Genomic DNA, 15,455 nt, shown 5'->3' with positions numbered 1-15,455 from the left:
ACCCCCAACGCCCGGGGTGCTTCCGGTGTGCTTCAGTCCCACACGGCGTCGACGACGCCCTCCACGGCTCGGGCGAACCGTGACGCCACAGGGACCAGCGACGGGTCTCCCGGCGCGCCGGAGAAGTGGACGACGCCCTCCTCGACGCGTGCCCGTACCGGTGAGGGCTCGCCGGGGAAGAGGTACCCGGCGATCTCGCGGTTGACCTCCTCGGCGATCTCCTCGTCCGGACGCAGGAAGACCTTCAGCAGGTCGCCACGGCTGACGATGCCGCACAGCATGCCCTCGGCGTCGATGACCGGCAGCCGCTTGACGTTCCGGAACGCCATGGCGCGCGCCGCCTGGGCCAGTGTGGCGTCGGCGTGCACGCACACGGCGGGGGCGCTCATCAGCTCGTCGGCGGTGGTGGCGCCGGCCTTGCACAGATCCGGCAGGCGCCGCATCTGCTCGTTGCGGGAGGGAGCGCTGTCGCGGTACTCCTCCTTGGGCAGCAGGTCGGCCTCGGACACCAGGCCGACTACCCGACCCTCGCCCTCCAGCACGGGGAGTGCACTGACCTTCCACCGCTCCATGGTCGTGACGATCTCCTTGAACGAGGCGTCCCGGCCGACGGCGACGACGGAACGGGTCATCACGTCGCTGACGATGTGCGGGCTGCCGTGCATCGGTCCCTCTCCTCCTGGCGGGCGGAAGCCGGTCAGTGCGCGGTTCCGCTGCCGGCGGGACCGTAGAGGTCCAGCAGACGGGTGCGGGTCTGCAGCAGGCGGTGGGCGACGATCTCCGCCACCCGGCGGGACACGGCCCGGCCGAAGGCAGGGTCGGCCTCGCACAGCGCCCGCACGATCGTGGCGTCGTACTCCGTCGCCCGCACCGGGCTCTGCGCCTGGGCGCCCAGATGCCAGCTGTACGGAGGGAACAGCCACGACCAGCCGAGAAGGTCGCCGTGTCCGAGAGCCTCCAGCACGGCGGGGCGCCGCCCGGGGACGTGGAGGTCGAGTGCGACAGATCCGGTGTGGATGATCCAGAACCTGTCGGCTCGTTGCCCCTCCTCGAAGATCCGGGTCCCGGCCGGGAAGGACACCTCGCGGCCGAGTTCCGTCAGGCGCTGTCGCGCCTGGGCCGGCAGTACGTCGAGCAGGCCGTTCGTCGTGGCGGTGGTCATCACCGGCACCTCCGTCCTGAGGACCGTCCACACGATGTGACGGGGGACGACCGGGCGGCCCTGGCGGCGGCCCTCGTCCTCAGCCTGCACCCCGGCACCCTCCGCCCGCAGGGGCCTACCGGCCCCTTGTCCTGGCCCGCCCGGTACCGAAGGCGGGTGCACGTCAGGGCTACCGCTGACCAGGGGGTCCGGCGCTCAGCCGATGGGGACCAGGACGACGGGGCAGTGCGCGTGCTGGAGCACCGCGTGGGTGACCGGTCCCAGGCGCATGCCGAGCGGGCGGTCCTCGCGGCGATGGGCGCCGACCACCACCACGTCCGCCGCGCGGCTCGCCTCCACAAGCGCGGCGGCGGCGTGTCCCGGAACGGAGTCCACCCGCACGGCGACATCCGGAAAACGTTCGGTCAGCTTTGACACGGCGAACCGGGCCAGTTCCCTGTGCTGCCGTGCCTGGGAGGCCAGGTCCTGGCGGTGGGACGTGGGCCACTCTCCCATGGAGATGTGCGGGTGGGTCCAGGCATGGAGGACCCTCAGCCGTGCGGCGCGTCGTTCGGCCTCCTCGAACGCGAACAGGGCGGCCTCGGCGTCGCTTTCGTCCTCCAGGCCGAGCAGCACCTTGTCGTGCAGCAGCCCCCGTCGGACGGCCGCGTCCTCGCCGCGGACGACCATCAGCGGACCAGCGGTGTGGGCGGCCACCCGCAGGCTGACGGAGCCCAGGAGCAGGCCGGCGAAACCGCCACGGCCTCTGGTGCCGACCACGGTCAGGGTCGCGGTCCGGCCCACGCGCACCAGCGCCGAGGCCGCCGGCTCGGCGGCCTGCTCCAGTGCGACGGACAGCCCCGGGTGCCGGTCCTCCACGCGTCTGGCGGCCAAGTCCAGGACCGTACGGGCCGCTTCGCCCGGCGGGCGCTCGCCATCGGCCTCCAGGCCGAATCCGACCTCGCCCGGATCGGGCCACGGCAGACCGAGCACGATCCGCAGGGCGGCGTCCCGCCGGTGTGCCTCGTCGGCCGCCCGGTCCAGGGCGCACGGCAGGGTCCGATCCGTCGACCCCCACGACGACCTCCCCGTGCGGTGCGCGGGGCGGCCCCGCTGCGTATCCGCTGCCCGTCATGCCCTGCCTCCCTTGGTCGTCATGTCAGCCCACCACGATGCGGCGGCCCGTCACGTTCGCCGGTGTGATGCGTACCCACAGGTCGCGGTCCCCGCCGGCCCACGGCCCGGTGTACGCCTGTTCGTTGAGCCGCCGGACGCCCGCGGGGTCGGTGACGGTGTGCGCCATCCCACGGACGAGGACGCTCCAGCCCTGGCTCAGGGCGTCGTCCACCTCGTCGACCTCGAAGGCGCACTTGGTGTCGGAGGCCTCCGCGGGGGTGGCGGCCGGCGAGGTGCGGAAGGCGATCGTGCCCTGGTCGACGCTGTAGTTGACCGGTACGACGGTGAGTCCCTCGGGCATGGACAGGGCGAGCCTGCCCACGCCGTGAGAGGACAGCAGTCTCCAGCACTCCTCACCGCCCAGTTCCACCAGTTCGGCGCGGCCTGCGGCCTGCCCGCGGCCCGGCGGCAGATCGGCCTCGCCTCCGCTGAGCGCGGAGACGCTGGTGTCCAGCGCCATGGCCAGGCCACGCAATGTCGCGATGCCGGGAGCTGCGGTGGAATCCTCCTCCACGTACCGCAGGTAGCCAGGGGCGATGCCCGTACGGGCCCCCACTTCCTCCCGCGACAGGCCCAATTCCTCACGGCGCATCGTGATGCGCCGGCCGATGTCCCCGGGCGCGGTGGCTGGGGAGTGCTTCGTCATGACCGTCGGTCCTTTCCTCAGAGCTCAGTCGGTGAGCGCCACCGCCGAGTGGTGCGGGCCGCCGAGCACGACCTTGAGCGCCGCGGTGTCGGCCGCCCGGCCGAACACGCCGTAGGCCTCCTCCATGTCGTCGAGTTCGAACGTGTGGGTGACGAGGGAAGCGGCCGGAAGGCGTCCGGAAGCCATCATGCGCAACAGCACCGGGGTCGAGTACGTGTCCACCAGCCCCGTGGTGATGGTCACGTTCCTCCTCCACAGGTCCTCCAGGTGAAGGGTGGCCGGCGCGCCGTGGACGCCGACGTTGGCCAGATGGCCGCCCGGCCGGACGATGTGCGCGCACAGTTCGAAGCTCTCGGGAACACCCACCGCCTCGATCACCACGTCGGCGCCGAGTCCCTCGGTCAGGTCGAGGACCAGCCGCTCGGGCTGCTCACCGGCGTTGGCGACCGCCTCCGCGCCCAGGCGCTTGGCCGCGTCCAGACGGGTCTCCGCCAGGTCGACAGCGATGATCCGGTCGGGGGAGTACAGGCGCGCCGTGGCGATCGCGGCCAGTCCGATCGGCCCGCTGCCGACGACGGCGACCGTGTCGCCGGGCCGGACGCGGCCGTTGAGGACGCCCACCTCGTAGGCCGTGGGGAAGATGTCGGCGAGCAGCACCGCGTCCTGACTGCTCACCGAGGCGGGCAGCGGGTGCAGGCAGACGTCGGCGAACGGCACGCGCACGTACTCGGCCTGGGTCCCGTCGATCAGGTGCCCCAGTACCCAGCCTCCGCCGCCGACGCACTGCCCGTAGGCGCCCTCGCGGCAGAAGCGGCACCGGCCGCACCCGCAGATGCAGGAGATCAGCACCCGGTCGCCGGGACGCACCGTCGTGACGGCGGAACCGGTTTCGACGACTTCGCCCACCGGTTCGTGACCCAAGACGGTGCCGGGGCGCACGTCGGGCACGTCACCCTTGAGGATGTGCGGATCGGTTCCGCAGACGGTGACCGCGCCGACGCGCACGATCGCGTCGCCGGGGTCCTTGACCTGCGGATCCGGCACCTCCTGCCAGCGGGCCTGCCCGGACCCCTGGAAAACCCACGCCTTCACGGCCTTCCCTCCTTCGGACGGAGTCGTGTCCTGCCGTCAGGGTGTTGCGCGGCGCCAGGCGTCCGCTTGGGCCGGCCGGGCCCGTCGAAGGGGCCGACCGGTCGCCTTAGGGGCCTCACACGCGGCTCGGCGTGAGGTCGAAGCGCACGTCCACGACACCCTCGACGGAGCGCACCATCCGTGCCACGACCGGGACCAGCGACCGGTCGGCGAGCAGGCCGCTCACCGTCACGATTCCGTCGGTGACTTCGACGTCCACCAACTGCCACGCGCCCGGCAGGACTTCGCCCGCGAGGACGTCCCGCACGTCACGGGCGATGTACTCGTCCGTCCGGAGGAACACCTTGAGCAGGTCGCCGCGGCTCACCACGCCGCGCAGCGTTCCGTCGGCGTCGACCACGGGCAGCCGTTTCACGTGGTGCAGCGCCATCGTCCGTGCCGCCTGCGCCAGGGGGGCGTCCTCGCGCACGGTGACCGCCGGGGCCGTCATCAGCTGCTCGGAGGTGACCGCGGCCGCCTTGTCCGGGCCCGCGCCGATCGGCGGGGCGACGTCCTCGCGGTGTTCCTCCTTGCGCAGCAGATCCGCCTCGGAGACCACGCCGACGACCCGGGTGCCGTCGGCCACCACGGGCAGCGCGCTGACCTTCCACTGTTCCAGGGTCCGCACGATCTCCTTGAAGGACGTGCCCAGGGCCACCGCGACGACCTTGCGTGTCATCACGTCGCTCACCGTCGCCGGTTGCAGGTTGGCGTTCATGGCCGCCTCCTTCGACGAGGGACGGAAAACCTCCCGCACCCAGTCTGGGACCCGCCGGTAACCGCCGCCATTGGGCCACCCGGCCCCGTGGACGGGCCCAATGCCCCCCGCCTCCCGGCCATCTGGCGCGTGGATCAGCGCGGTCGCCGCTCAGGGGACGTGGTTGCCGAATCCGGACGTTCGCCACGTGCGGCCGTCGGGCAGGATGGCCAGCGCCTCGTACCCGTCCAGCGCCTCCAGCCAGGCGCGGGATCCGTTGCCACGTGCGAAGGCCGCGGTGGCGTAGGCGTCGGTCATCGTCAGGGCCGGCCCGATGACGGTGACGGACGCCAGGGCGGCGGCGGGGGTGCCGCCGTGCGGGTCGAGGATGTGGGCGCCGCGTTCCGCGGTGCCCGAGGTCGCGATGGCCAGGTCGCCGCTCGCGGACACGACGGCGGCCGGCGCTCCAGGGAGAAGCGGGTCGGCGATGCCGATGCGCCAAGGTGTGCCCGGGGCCGCCTGGCCCCGGAGGCGGACGTCGCCGCCCCCGTTCACGCAGGTGTGGTGTGCCCCGGCCTCGTGGAGCATCCGGGAGGCGTTCTCGGTGGCCCACCCTTTGACGAGACCCGAGGGGTCGAGGGTGCCGCCGGCCGTGATGCTGAACCAGCCGTCCGTCTCGTGGCTCGCCCGGGCGCACAGCTCCAGCACGTCGCGCACCTCGCCCGGACAGTCGGCGAGGCCGATCTCGCCGCGGCCGAGCCTGCTGACGGCGCTGTCGGGACGGTACGTGGAGAACACGGCGTCCACGGTGTGCAGATGGCGGACGGCACGGTCGAGGGCATCGCGGACGGCGCAGGTGGCCCGGTCCCGGACGTCGAAGGAGAAGACGGTGCCCATCACGTGTTCGACGTGGTGCAGCCCGCGGGCGGGGTCACGCACGGGCCTGGTCCAGAGCGCTCTGCAGGGACCGGACGTACCCCTGGCTGGTGTAGCTCGCCCCGGACACGGCGTCGATGCGGGCGCTCTGGGCGCCGAGGGCCTCCTGCGTCAGGCGGGGCAGGGCGTAGGCGGCGATCTGCCGGTCCCTGCCGTTCTCGTCCGGCGCCTGGAGGACTCGGACGGCGGTGATCCTTCCGTCGGCGAGCGTGGCCGCCACCTGCACCGTCCCGTAGGGAGTGTCGACGGGCGCACCGGTGAAGGTGCCGTTGGCGGCGCCGTGGCCGCCTGGGGACGCCTGCTCCGACCGTTGGGGCGTGGGCGAGGCAGCCGAGGGATCCGGACCGCCCGCCACGACGGACGGCTGGTGGGGTTTGAGGAAGAGCATCCCGGCGATGAGGGCACTGGTCCCGGTGGTGGTGAGCACGGCGCGACGCATGCGGTGGTTCTCCTCAGAACGCGAACGACTCGTGGTGGATGCGGCGGGCGGGCACTCCCGCCTCGCGCAAGGCCCGCACCGCGGCTTCCGTCATCGGCGGCGGGCCGCAGAGGTAGACGTCGTGACCGGCCAGCCCGGGGACGAGGGCGGACAGTGCCTGCGCGGTCAGGGGGGAGTGGTGGCGAGCGGGGTCGTCCACCACGTAGTGGACCGTGGCGCCGCGCCTGTGCGCTATCGCGTCGAGTTCGCCGCGCAGGGCGAGGTCTTCCGGACGGCGTGCCCGGTAGACGAGGGTCACCGGGCCGGGCAGGGTCTCGAAGAGAGTCCGCAGCGGGGTGATGCCGACACCGCCCGCCAGCAGGAGGACCTTCGACGCGGTGCGACGGTCCGCGGTGAACGCGCCGTAGGGGCCTTCCGCCCACACGCGGGTGCCCGGGGTCAGCCGGGCCAGGGCGCCGCTGTGGCCGCCCGCGGACTTCACGGTGATGCGCAGGTGCCGAGGGTGGGCCGGGGCGGACAGGGAGTACGGGTTGGCGGTCCACCACAGCCCGCGGGTGAGGAAGCGCCAGCGCAGGAACTGTCCCGGCGCACCCGCCAGCTCGTCCAGGTGCTCACCGGTGAGGTGGACGGACACGATCCCGGGTGCCTCCGGGTGGACGGCGACGACCGTGAGCCCGTGGCGGAGGCCGCGCCGGAGCGGGACGGCGAATCGGTACCAGGCGACCAGGACGGCGGCGCCGAGGTAGAGGGCGTGCCAGGCGGTCTGGGCTGCCCGGTTCCCGACGAAGTCCGCTCCGTTGGACAGCTGGTGCCCGAAGGCGAGGAAGACCGCGAGGTAGGTGGCGAAGTGCAGGTAGTGCCAGGTCTCGTAGCTCATCTTCCGGCGGGCCGCACGCGCGGAGACCGCACCCGTGGCGACGAACAGCAGGAATCCGGCGGTGCCCTTGAGGAGGTCCGGATAGTCCAGGACGAGTGTCGTGGTCTGTCCCACGAAGGAGGCGTGCGAGGCGGCGGCGTAACCCCAGATGATCAGCAGCGTGTGGGCCAGGGCCAGGGAGACGGTGCAGCGTCCGCCCCAGGCGTGCCAGCGGGCGAGCCGGTCGGTTCCGACACTGTGGTCGAGGAGGGGCACGCGAGCCATCAGCACGAGCAGGACCGCGCAGGCGTATCCGGCGAGGAGGCCCGTGATGCGGCCCGCACCGGTCAGCCACCCCGCCGGACCGACGACGGAGGTGGTGTCGGACCACCACAACGCCAGCACTCCCGCGGCGCCCGCCCAGATCGCGAGCGGCGCGAGCACCGGGACGAGGCTGCGGCGCGGCCGCCGGTGGCGCAGTCCGCGACCGGCGTGGGCGGTGGTGGAGGTGGCGGCCATGAGGCTCCCAGGAGCGTGATCGTCGTCGGGCGCCCCCAGCATCGGCATCGAACCTCTGCGTTTCCTCTGATCCGGGCAGCCCAGCGGGAACTCAGAGGAAACGCAGAGGTTTCCGGGGCCGCCGTGGGGACGTGTGCGAGGGATGCTGTACTCACCATGGAAGAGAGCCGCACACCATCCCCCGGCATGCACCGTCCCGACGGGAGCCCGGTGCGCATCCTGGTCGTCGACGACGAGCCCGATGTCACCGACGTGCTCTCCGCCGCCCTGGCCGGAGAGGGCTGCCGGGTACGGACGGCCGCAGACGGGGCGTCCGCGCTCGCGACCGCCCGCGACTTCCGCCCCGACGCGGTCGTCCTGGACTGGATGCTGCCCGACGTCGACGGCCTGCACGTCCTGCGCGAGCTGCGGCGCGACGCCGACCGCGTGTGCGTGCTGTTCCTGACGGCTCGCGACGCGGTCGAGGACCGCGTCGCCGGCATCACGGCGGGCGGCGACGACTACGTGACCAAGCCGTACAGCCTGGAGGAGGTCATCGCGCGGCTGCGCGGTCTGCTCCGCAGGGCCGGGATGACCGCCGCCACCGACGTGGACCGGCTGGTCGTCGGCGACCTCACGATGGACGAGGAGGCCCGGGAGGTCCGCCGTGCCGGGACCCTGATCGAGCTGTCCCGGACGGAGTTCGAGCTGCTGCGGTTCCTCATGCGCAACCCGCGCCGGGTGCTGTCCAAGAGCCAGATCCTCGACCGGGTCTGGGCGTACGACTTCGGCGGCCAGGCCCATGTCGTCGAGCTCTACATCAGTTATCTCCGTAAGAAGATCGACGCGGGACGTTCCCCGATGATCCACACGGTCCGCGGCGTCGGATACGTCCTGAGGTCCGAGGCCCCATGAGACGACTCCCTCCCCGCACCCTGCGGGGTCAGCTCACCGCCGGGCTCCTCGTCCTGCTGGCGGTGGCCTGCGCGGCCGTGGGCGTCACCACCGTCCTCGCGCTCAAGGGATTCCTGCTGGGACGACTGGACGAGCAGTTGACGGCGACCGGGGGGCGCTTCGCGGCCAGTCTGGAGCACGAGAGGACGCCCGACGCGGACAACCGCCCCGACACCAGGGGGCAGGCCGACGCGACCTTCGGCGCCCGACTGCTGGGCGGCGACGTCACCCATGCCGCCGTGGTCGACGACGCGGCCGACCGCCCCCTGGCGCTCTCCGCCGGAGACCGACGCGCCCTTGGAGCTGTCCCGGTCGACGGGAGGGGGCACAGCATCCGCATCGCCTCGCTCGGCGCCTACCGCGTCACGGCGGTCCGCGGCGACGACGGCGACGTCCTGCTCACCGGACTTCCACTGCACCCCGTCGAAGCGACGCTGCACCGCCTCGAAGCCGTGGAGGCCGTGGTCTTCGGCGCGGCCCTCCTCGCCACCGGAGTCGCGGGGACGTTGTGGGTACGGGTGAGCCTGCGACCCCTGCACCAGGTCACCGAGCACGCGTCCGGTGTCGCACGCCTGCCCCTGGCCACCGGCGAGGTCGCCATGCCGCGGCCCCTGCCGGACACCGACCCCCGCACCGAGGTCGGCCAGGTCGCCGCCGCGCTCAACCACATGCTCGGGCACGTGGAGGACGCCCTGGTCCGGCGTCAGGCCGGCGAGGAGCGACTCCGGCACTTCGCCGCCGACGCCAGCCACGAACTGCGGACCCCCGTCGCGAACATCAGGGGCCACGCCGAACTCGCCCTTCGCCATCGGGGCTCTGTCCCCGCCGAGATCCGCCACGCCCTCGATCGCATCCAGTCCGAGTCGCAGCGCATGACGCACCTCGTCGACGACCTCCTGCTCCTGGCCCGTCTCGATGCGGGTCGCCCGCTCGAGCACGAGGAGGTCGACCTGACCCGGCTCGTCCTCGACGCCGTCGACGACGCCCGCGCCGCGGGACCGGGCCACCGCTGGTTCCTGGACCTTCCCGAGGAGCCCGTCGTGGTGTCCGGAGACGGCCATCGTCTACAGCAGGCCCTCGGGAACCTCATGGCCAACGCCCGCACGCACACCCCGGCCGGTACGGAAGTGACGGTCGCCCTCTCCTCGGACGCGGACGGCGCACGGCTCACCGTCAGCGACGACGGGCCCGGGATCCCGGCGGAACTCCAGCCCGAGGTCTTCACCCGCTTCGTCCGTGCCGACCAGGCCCGTTCGCGCAGTACGGGCAGTACCGGCCTCGGACTTGCGATCGTCCACGCGATCGTCACCGCCCACCACGGCGCCGTCGAGGTCACCAGCCGCCCCGGGCACACCGAGTTCCGGGTGTCGCTCCCCGCCGGGTCCGGCTGACCACCGCGTGGATCTCTCCCCCGTCCGGTCACGCTGCCCTCGGTCACCTCGAATCCTGCCGGTGACCGGCGGTTCGTTCCAGCACCTCCAGCCGTCGCCGGTACTCGGCGTCGTCGATCTCGCCGCGGGCGTACCGCTCGGCCAGGAGTTCCCACGGACCCGGGTCACGTCGCTCGGGAGCCCGGCCGCGACCGCCGTCGGCGGTGCGTCGCACCAGCACGGCCGCTGCCAGGCCGACGAGGACCAGCAGCACCAGCCAGCTCAACGAGATCAGGGCCCAGCCCCAGCCGTTCATGTGGTCGTAGACGAACATGGCGTCCTCCTCACACGGTGCGCAGCCGGTCGTCGGCAACGCCGTGGGCCGTGGCGTCGACGGGGCGCCCGCAGGTGTCGTCGAGCCGATAGGTGAGCCGGTTCACCACGGCGACCACCCCGTCGACGCGGCGGGTCAGGGCTTCGGCCGGCGGGACCTCACTGCGCCGTTCGACGCGGCCCCCGAGGGTGACCACTCCGTTGTGGACGCTGACCCCGATCGCGCGCGGCGCCGGCCACAGCGCGCGGACGACGGCCTCGTCGACGATCTCGGCACGGATGCCGGGGTCCGGGCGGAGGAAGACCTGGAGCAGGTCGCCGCGGGTCACGATGCCGACGAGACGGTCTTCCTCGTCGACCACCGGCAGCCGGTTGACGTGGTGTTCCGCCATGGTACGCGCGGGGACCGCGACGGTTTCCCCCGCCCGCACGGTGATCGCCGGAGTGGACATCGGCTGCCCGGCGGTCCGTGCGCGCGCCCGGGCGGCGTTTCTCCGGGCGGTGGGTGACAGCGCCGGCAGCCGCCGCCCCGTGCCGTCCAGCCGGGACACCTGCCGCAGCATCAGGTCGGTTTCGGCGACGACCTCGAGGACCTTGTCGTCGTCGTCGACCACGGGCAGGCCGCTGATCCGGTGCCGTGCGAACAACGCGACGACGTCCTTGAAGGGCGTGCCCTCACGGACGCCGACGATGTCCGCCGTCATCACGTGCCCTGCCTTGGGCTGCTTCATCGTCGTCTCCTCCTCGGTGCGGCAGTCACCGTGGCCGGCGCTGCACCGTCCCGGCCGTCGCCCTTCCCCCCTCTCGTCCGCCCACCCCCCACGATCGGATGGCGGCCGGGACACCTCCAGGGGTCTGCCGGGTCCCGGCCGGGGGCCGATGGGCCCTCATCCCCTCACGCAGGCCCATCCCCACGTGCGGAGGGAGGTCCGTCGGTCGGAGGTCCGTCGGTCGGCCCCTCCAACTCCGGGCCGTCCACGTCCTTCGCCGGCACGGCTCACCGGTGCGCGGGTGACGGCCGGACGGTGTCGTCGGCCTTGTAACCCAGTCTCGCCTCGACGTCGACGACGCCGTCCACACCGCGGCACAGCTCCAGGACCACCGGCACGAGGCTGCGGCGGTCCACCACGCCCTCGAGGGTGACCTTCCCCTCGGCCACCTGGACGGTCACGGCGGCGGGGGCAAGTCCCAGGGTCCTCACCAGCAGGTCACCGGTGATCTCCTCACGGATGGCGCGGTCCCTGCGGAGGAAGACCCGCAGCAGGTCGGCGCGGCTGACCACCCCGACCAGCCGTCCCGTCCCGTCGACTACGGGCAGTCGCTTCACCCCTCGACGCTCCATCACCCGGGCCGCCTCGACCACGGACCACTCCGGCCGCGCGACGGTCGGCGGACTGCTCATCAGCCCCTGCGCGGTGGTGGCGGCGACGCGGGAACGCTCGCCCGGGCGCGGGTGCCGGGCCGGCAGAAGGCCGGTGGGGTCCGGCAGCCCCGCCTCCTTGCGCAGCAGGTCGGCCTCGGACACCACGCCCACCGGGCGGTCCCCTTCGTCCACGACGGGGACGGCGGTGACGTCGTGTTCCGCGAGCAGCCTCGCGATCTCCTTGAACGACGTGTCCGGCCGTACCGATACGACCGCCCTGGTCATCAGATCGCCGACGTTGCGGTGGTACATCGTCCCCGCCTCCCTGCGCGGTTGGTCCCGTACGGTCCGGTCCCACTGTCGGTCGCGTCCACCGGGGCCCGACATGGGCCGGTGGGGCCACCGCCACGGCCGGGTGTCCCTCCGGACGGGCCGAGCGGCCCATGGGCGTAGCGGTCCGCGCCCGGCAGTGTCGTCGGCAACACGGTGACGACCCGGGCATCGAGAGGCGGTGGAGGTCATGGCGCTTCCCCTGGTCGTGGGAACCGACGGCTCGGACTCCGCCCTGGAAGCGGTCGACTGGGCCGCGGACGAGGCATCCGTGCGCGGCCTGCCGCTGCGGATCGTCCATGCCTCCTTGTGGGAGCGGTACGAGGGCCGGGCACTCGCCTCCACCCGGAAGCCCGCCGAGGAGCAGGAGCTCACCCGGCAGATCGCCGAGTCCGCGGCGGAACGGGCCCGCCTGCGCCGTCCGGGCCTGGAGGTCTCGGCAGAGGTACTCGCGGAGGACACCACGTACGGACTGCTGCGCGAGGGGACCCGTGCCACCGCACTCGTGGTGGGCCACCGCGGCCGCGGCGAGATGGCGGGCCTGCTGCTGGGCTCCGTCGGCCTGACCCTCGCCGGTCGTGCGCGGTGCCCGGTGGTCGTGGTGAGGGGTGACCGCGACGGAAGCGGAACCCGCGACGGCGGGCGCTGGATCGTGCTCGGCGTGGGCCCGGACGAGAATTCGGCCGCGGCCGTGGAATTCGCCTTCCGCGAGGCCGAGTTGCATGACTGCGGGGTGCGGGCGGTCCATGCCTGGCGGATGGTTCCGGGCGAGGGCGCGCAGTGGATCGGCTACGAGGACGAGGCCGTCACGGCACACCGGCGACGCGCCGAGGAGCACCTCGACCAGGCCCTGCGCGCCGCGGCGGCCGCCCACCCCGGGGTCCGCCACCGCCGGCACACGGGCGAGGGACATGCCCGCAAGATCCTCCTCGGGACACTGGACGACGCGGACCTGCTGGTTGTCGGCGCCCGCCGCCGCGACAGTCCGTTCGGGCTTCAGTTGGGTCCCGTCAACCACGCGATGCTCCACCACGCCCCGTGCCCGGTCGCCATCGTCCCTCAGCCCGTGTGACCCGCGCGTGACGCCGTCCCGCCCTCGGGCGGGCGCGGTGCATCCAGGGGAGACTGGACGGGAAAGCCCTGCCGAACCGTCCCGGCCGCCGGATCCCGGAGAGGGGAGACGATGGGGGAGTGGACCTGGTCGTACGAGGGGTACGACCCCGCCCAGGAGCGCCTGCGCGAGGCACTGTGCACCCTGGGCAACGGCTACTTCGCCACCCGCGGCGCCGCCCCGGAGACCGTGGCCGGCCCCCACCACTACCCCGGCACCTACGCCGCAGGGTGCTACAACCGGCTCCACTCCACCGTCGCCGGGCGGAAGGTGCAGAACGAGGACCTGGTCAACCTGCCCAACTGGCTGCCCCTGCGGTTCAGGATCGGCGACGGCGGGGAGTGGTTCGCCCCCGACGACGGCTCACTGCTGGAGCACCGGCAGGACCTCGACCTCCGACGCGGCACCCTGACGCGGACGTTCCGGCTGCGTGACCCGCGCGGGCGGGTCCTCGCCGTCGAGCAGACCCGGCTGGTGCACATGCACGACCCGCACCTCGCCGCACTGCGCACCGTCTTCCGCGCGGAGGGCCACTGGTCCGCCGACCTGGAGGTCGCGTCCGCGCTCGACGGCGACGTCGGCAACGCAGGTGTCGCCCGCTACCAGGACCTGAACGGCCGTCACCTCACCCGGATGCACACCGGAACCTCCGAACCGGACACGGTCTGGCTGCGGTGCCGTACCACCGCCTCCGACATCCGCATCGCGCTCGCCGCGCGGACACGCGCCACGACGTCTCCGACGGCCGTACGGACACTGGAGCCGGGGGAGCGCACCGTGGTCCACCGGCTGACCGTCCCGGTCGCGCCGGACCGGCCGGCGGTCGTCGAGAAGACCGTCGCCCTGCACACCTCCCGGGACCCGGCGATCAGCGACCCGCTGCACGCCGCCCTCGACCGTGTTGAACGGGCCCCGGACTTCGCCGGCCTCCTCGCCACGCACACCGCCGCCTGGGCCCGGCTGTGGCGCCGCGCCGGCCTGGACGTTCCCGGCGAAGCCGGACGGATCCTGCGGCTGCACGCCTTCCACGTCCTGCAGACCCTCTCCCCGCACACCGCCGAGCTGGACGTGGGCGTGCCCGCCAGGGGACTGCACGGAGAGGCCTACCGAGGACACGTCTTCTGGGACGAGCTGTTCGTCCTGCCCTACCTCGACCTGCACTTCCCCGAGGTGTCCCGGGCGCTGCTGGAGTACCGCCACCGCCGTCTGGAGGAGGCGTGCCGGGCGGCGGACCAGGTGGGGTGCACGGGAGCGATGTACCCGTGGCAGAGCGGCAGCGACGGACGCGAGGAGACCCAGACCCTCCACCTCAACCCGCGCTCGGGACGCTGGCTGCCGGACCACACCCGGCTCCAGCACCACGTCGGCTCCGCCGTGGCCTACAACATCTGGCGGTACGGCCAGGCCACCGGCGACACGGAGTTCCTGTACACCAAGGGCGCCGAGATGCTGTTGCAGATCGCCCGCTTCTGGGCCTGCCGCGCCACCTGGGACCCCGACTGCGACACCGGCGGCCGCTACCGCATCCGCGGCGTCGTCGGACCCGACGAGTACCACGACGCCTACCCCGGCTCCGCGACGCCCGGAGTCGACGACAACACGTACACCAACGTCACCGCTGCCTGGGTACTGGAGCGGACCCTGGAGCTGTGGCGGACCCTCCCCGCGCCGCGCCGCGACGAACTCCGCGAGCGGACGTGCCTCGGCCCGGAGGAGACGGACCGCTGGGAGGACGTCTCGCGCAAGCTGTACGTCCCCTGGCACGCCGGCGTGATCAGCCAGTTCACGGGCTACGACGGGCTGGAGGAGCTCGACTGGGCGGGCTACCGGGCCCGGTACGGGGACATCCGCCGGCTGGACCGGATCCTGGAGGCGGAGGGGGACTCGGTCAACCGCTACCGGGCGTCCAAGCAGGCCGACGTGCTCATGCTGGGCTACCTGTTCCCACCCACCGAACTGCACCGCCTGTTCGGGCGCCTGGGGTACCGGCTGGACGACGGCACGTGGCAGTCAACGGTCGACTACTACCTGCGCCGCACCAGCCACGGCTCCACCCTCAGCGGGGTGGTGCACGCCTGGGTGCTGACCCGGGCCCACCCGGCCGACGCATGGTCCTGCGCGCAGGAGGCACTGCTCGGGGACGTCACCGACGTCCAGGGCGGCACCACCGAGGAAGGCATACACCTGGGTGCCATGGCCGGCACCCTCGACCTCGTCCAGCGCGGCCTGACCGGTCTGGAAGCCCGTGAGGACGCCCTGTGGCTCGATCCGGCGCCGCTGCCGGAGCTGTCGCGCTTCGCCTTCACGGTCCGCTACCGGGGTCACTGGGGCGTGCGGATCCACGTCGACGGAGGCCGCATCGGCGTCGCCGTCCCCGCCTCCGCGGGGGCACCGCTCCGGATCCGCATCGGCGGCCGGACCTGGTCCGTCCCGCCCGGCCGCTTCCGGCTGCTCGACCTGCCGGCCCGATGAAA

At 73.0% G+C, this 15,455-nt stretch carries 16 protein-coding genes; 4 read left to right on the top strand and 12 right to left on the bottom strand.

Translation table 11 applies throughout. The features are described from left to right. Window positions 1-32 precede the first annotated feature (32 nt). The 9 genes from PV410_RS23765 to PV410_RS23725 form a co-directional block, all read right to left on the bottom strand. Window positions 33-665: a CBS domain-containing protein gene (locus tag PV410_RS23765; protein ID WP_500327483.1), complete on the bottom strand. Its 633-nt coding sequence runs from the start codon at window positions 663-665 to the stop codon at window positions 33-35. Window positions 666-697: 32 nt separating this feature from the next. Beyond that, the gene (locus PV410_RS23760; RefSeq protein WP_500327693.1) at window positions 698-1,162 is read right to left on the bottom strand and encodes a Crp/Fnr family transcriptional regulator; all 465 of its coding nucleotides are present in this window, start codon (window positions 1,160-1,162) and stop codon (window positions 698-700) included. A gap of 195 nt (window positions 1,163-1,357) precedes the next feature. After that, window positions 1,358-2,134: a universal stress protein gene (locus tag PV410_RS23755; RefSeq protein WP_500327481.1), complete on the bottom strand. Its 777-nt coding sequence runs from the start codon at window positions 2,132-2,134 to the stop codon at window positions 1,358-1,360. Window positions 2,135-2,300: 166 nt separating this feature from the next. Beyond that, complete coding sequence (locus PV410_RS23750; RefSeq protein ID WP_500327479.1) at window positions 2,301-2,963, bottom strand: helix-turn-helix domain-containing protein; 663 nt, start codon at window positions 2,961-2,963, stop codon at window positions 2,301-2,303. Between the two features lie 24 nt (window positions 2,964-2,987). Continuing rightward, complete coding sequence (locus tag PV410_RS23745) at window positions 2,988-4,055, bottom strand: zinc-dependent alcohol dehydrogenase family protein (RefSeq protein WP_500327477.1); 1,068 nt, start codon at window positions 4,053-4,055, stop codon at window positions 2,988-2,990. 115 nt (window positions 4,056-4,170) lie between these two features. After that, a complete protein-coding gene (locus PV410_RS23740) occupies window positions 4,171-4,812 on the bottom strand; it encodes a CBS domain-containing protein (RefSeq protein ID WP_500327475.1) in 642 nt (213 codons plus the stop codon). Between the two features lie 150 nt (window positions 4,813-4,962). Then, window positions 4,963-5,688, bottom strand: coding sequence for an FAD:protein FMN transferase (locus PV410_RS23735; protein WP_500327691.1), 726 nt, complete (start codon window positions 5,686-5,688; stop codon window positions 4,963-4,965). Window positions 5,689-5,722: 34 nt separating this feature from the next. Further along, the gene (locus tag PV410_RS23730; protein ID WP_499508988.1) at window positions 5,723-6,166 is read right to left on the bottom strand and encodes an FMN-binding protein; all 444 of its coding nucleotides are present in this window, start codon (window positions 6,164-6,166) and stop codon (window positions 5,723-5,725) included. A 13-nt stretch (window positions 6,167-6,179) separates the two neighbouring features. Next, window positions 6,180-7,541, bottom strand: a complete 1,362-nt coding sequence (locus PV410_RS23725) for a ferredoxin reductase family protein (protein ID WP_500327473.1) — start codon at window positions 7,539-7,541, stop codon at window positions 6,180-6,182. Window positions 7,542-7,697: 156 nt separating this feature from the next. Between PV410_RS23725 and PV410_RS23720 the strand changes: the two genes are divergently transcribed. Further along, entirely contained in the window at window positions 7,698-8,435 is a 738-nt protein-coding gene (locus PV410_RS23720; protein WP_500327472.1) for a response regulator transcription factor, read from the top strand. Next, window positions 8,432-9,865, top strand: a complete 1,434-nt coding sequence (locus tag PV410_RS23715; RefSeq protein WP_500327470.1) for a sensor histidine kinase — start codon at window positions 8,432-8,434, stop codon at window positions 9,863-9,865. Before PV410_RS23720 ends, PV410_RS23715 begins: the two co-directional genes overlap by 4 nt. Window positions 9,866-9,908: 43 nt before the next feature. Here PV410_RS23715 and PV410_RS23710 read toward each other — a convergent pair whose 3' ends face one another. The 3 genes from PV410_RS23710 to PV410_RS23700 all read right to left on the bottom strand — a co-directional run bounded on the left by PV410_RS23710 (window position 9,909) and on the right by PV410_RS23700 (window position 11,852). Further along, window positions 9,909-10,178, bottom strand: a complete 270-nt coding sequence (locus PV410_RS23710) for an SHOCT domain-containing protein (protein ID WP_500327469.1) — start codon at window positions 10,176-10,178, stop codon at window positions 9,909-9,911. A gap of 10 nt (window positions 10,179-10,188) precedes the next feature. Next, a complete protein-coding gene (locus tag PV410_RS23705) occupies window positions 10,189-10,908 on the bottom strand; it encodes a CBS domain-containing protein (RefSeq protein WP_500327467.1) in 720 nt (239 codons plus the stop codon). A gap of 266 nt (window positions 10,909-11,174) precedes the next feature. Then, window positions 11,175-11,852 (bottom strand): CBS domain-containing protein, encoded by a 678-nt coding sequence (locus PV410_RS23700; protein ID WP_500327465.1) that lies wholly within the window; start codon window positions 11,850-11,852, stop codon window positions 11,175-11,177. A 208-nt stretch (window positions 11,853-12,060) separates the two neighbouring features. Here PV410_RS23700 and PV410_RS23695 point away from each other — a divergent pair, with 208 nt between their 5' ends. Together PV410_RS23695 and PV410_RS23690 are read left to right on the top strand one after the other, a co-directional pair. Beyond that, window positions 12,061-12,942, top strand: a complete 882-nt coding sequence (locus tag PV410_RS23695) for a universal stress protein (RefSeq protein ID WP_500327464.1) — start codon at window positions 12,061-12,063, stop codon at window positions 12,940-12,942. A 111-nt stretch (window positions 12,943-13,053) separates the two neighbouring features. Further along, a complete protein-coding gene (locus PV410_RS23690; RefSeq protein WP_500327463.1) occupies window positions 13,054-15,453 on the top strand; it encodes a glycoside hydrolase family 65 protein in 2,400 nt (799 codons plus the stop codon). The last annotated feature ends 2 nt before the right edge of the window (window positions 15,454-15,455 follow it).

This window comes from Streptomyces sp. PA03-5A (genome assembly GCF_033792725.1).
In the GTDB taxonomy this organism is placed as follows: domain Bacteria; phylum Actinomycetota; class Actinomycetes; order Streptomycetales; family Streptomycetaceae; genus Actinacidiphila.
The sequence above is the reverse complement of the archived record's forward strand: the minus strand, read 5'-3'. Positions and strand labels throughout refer to the sequence as shown.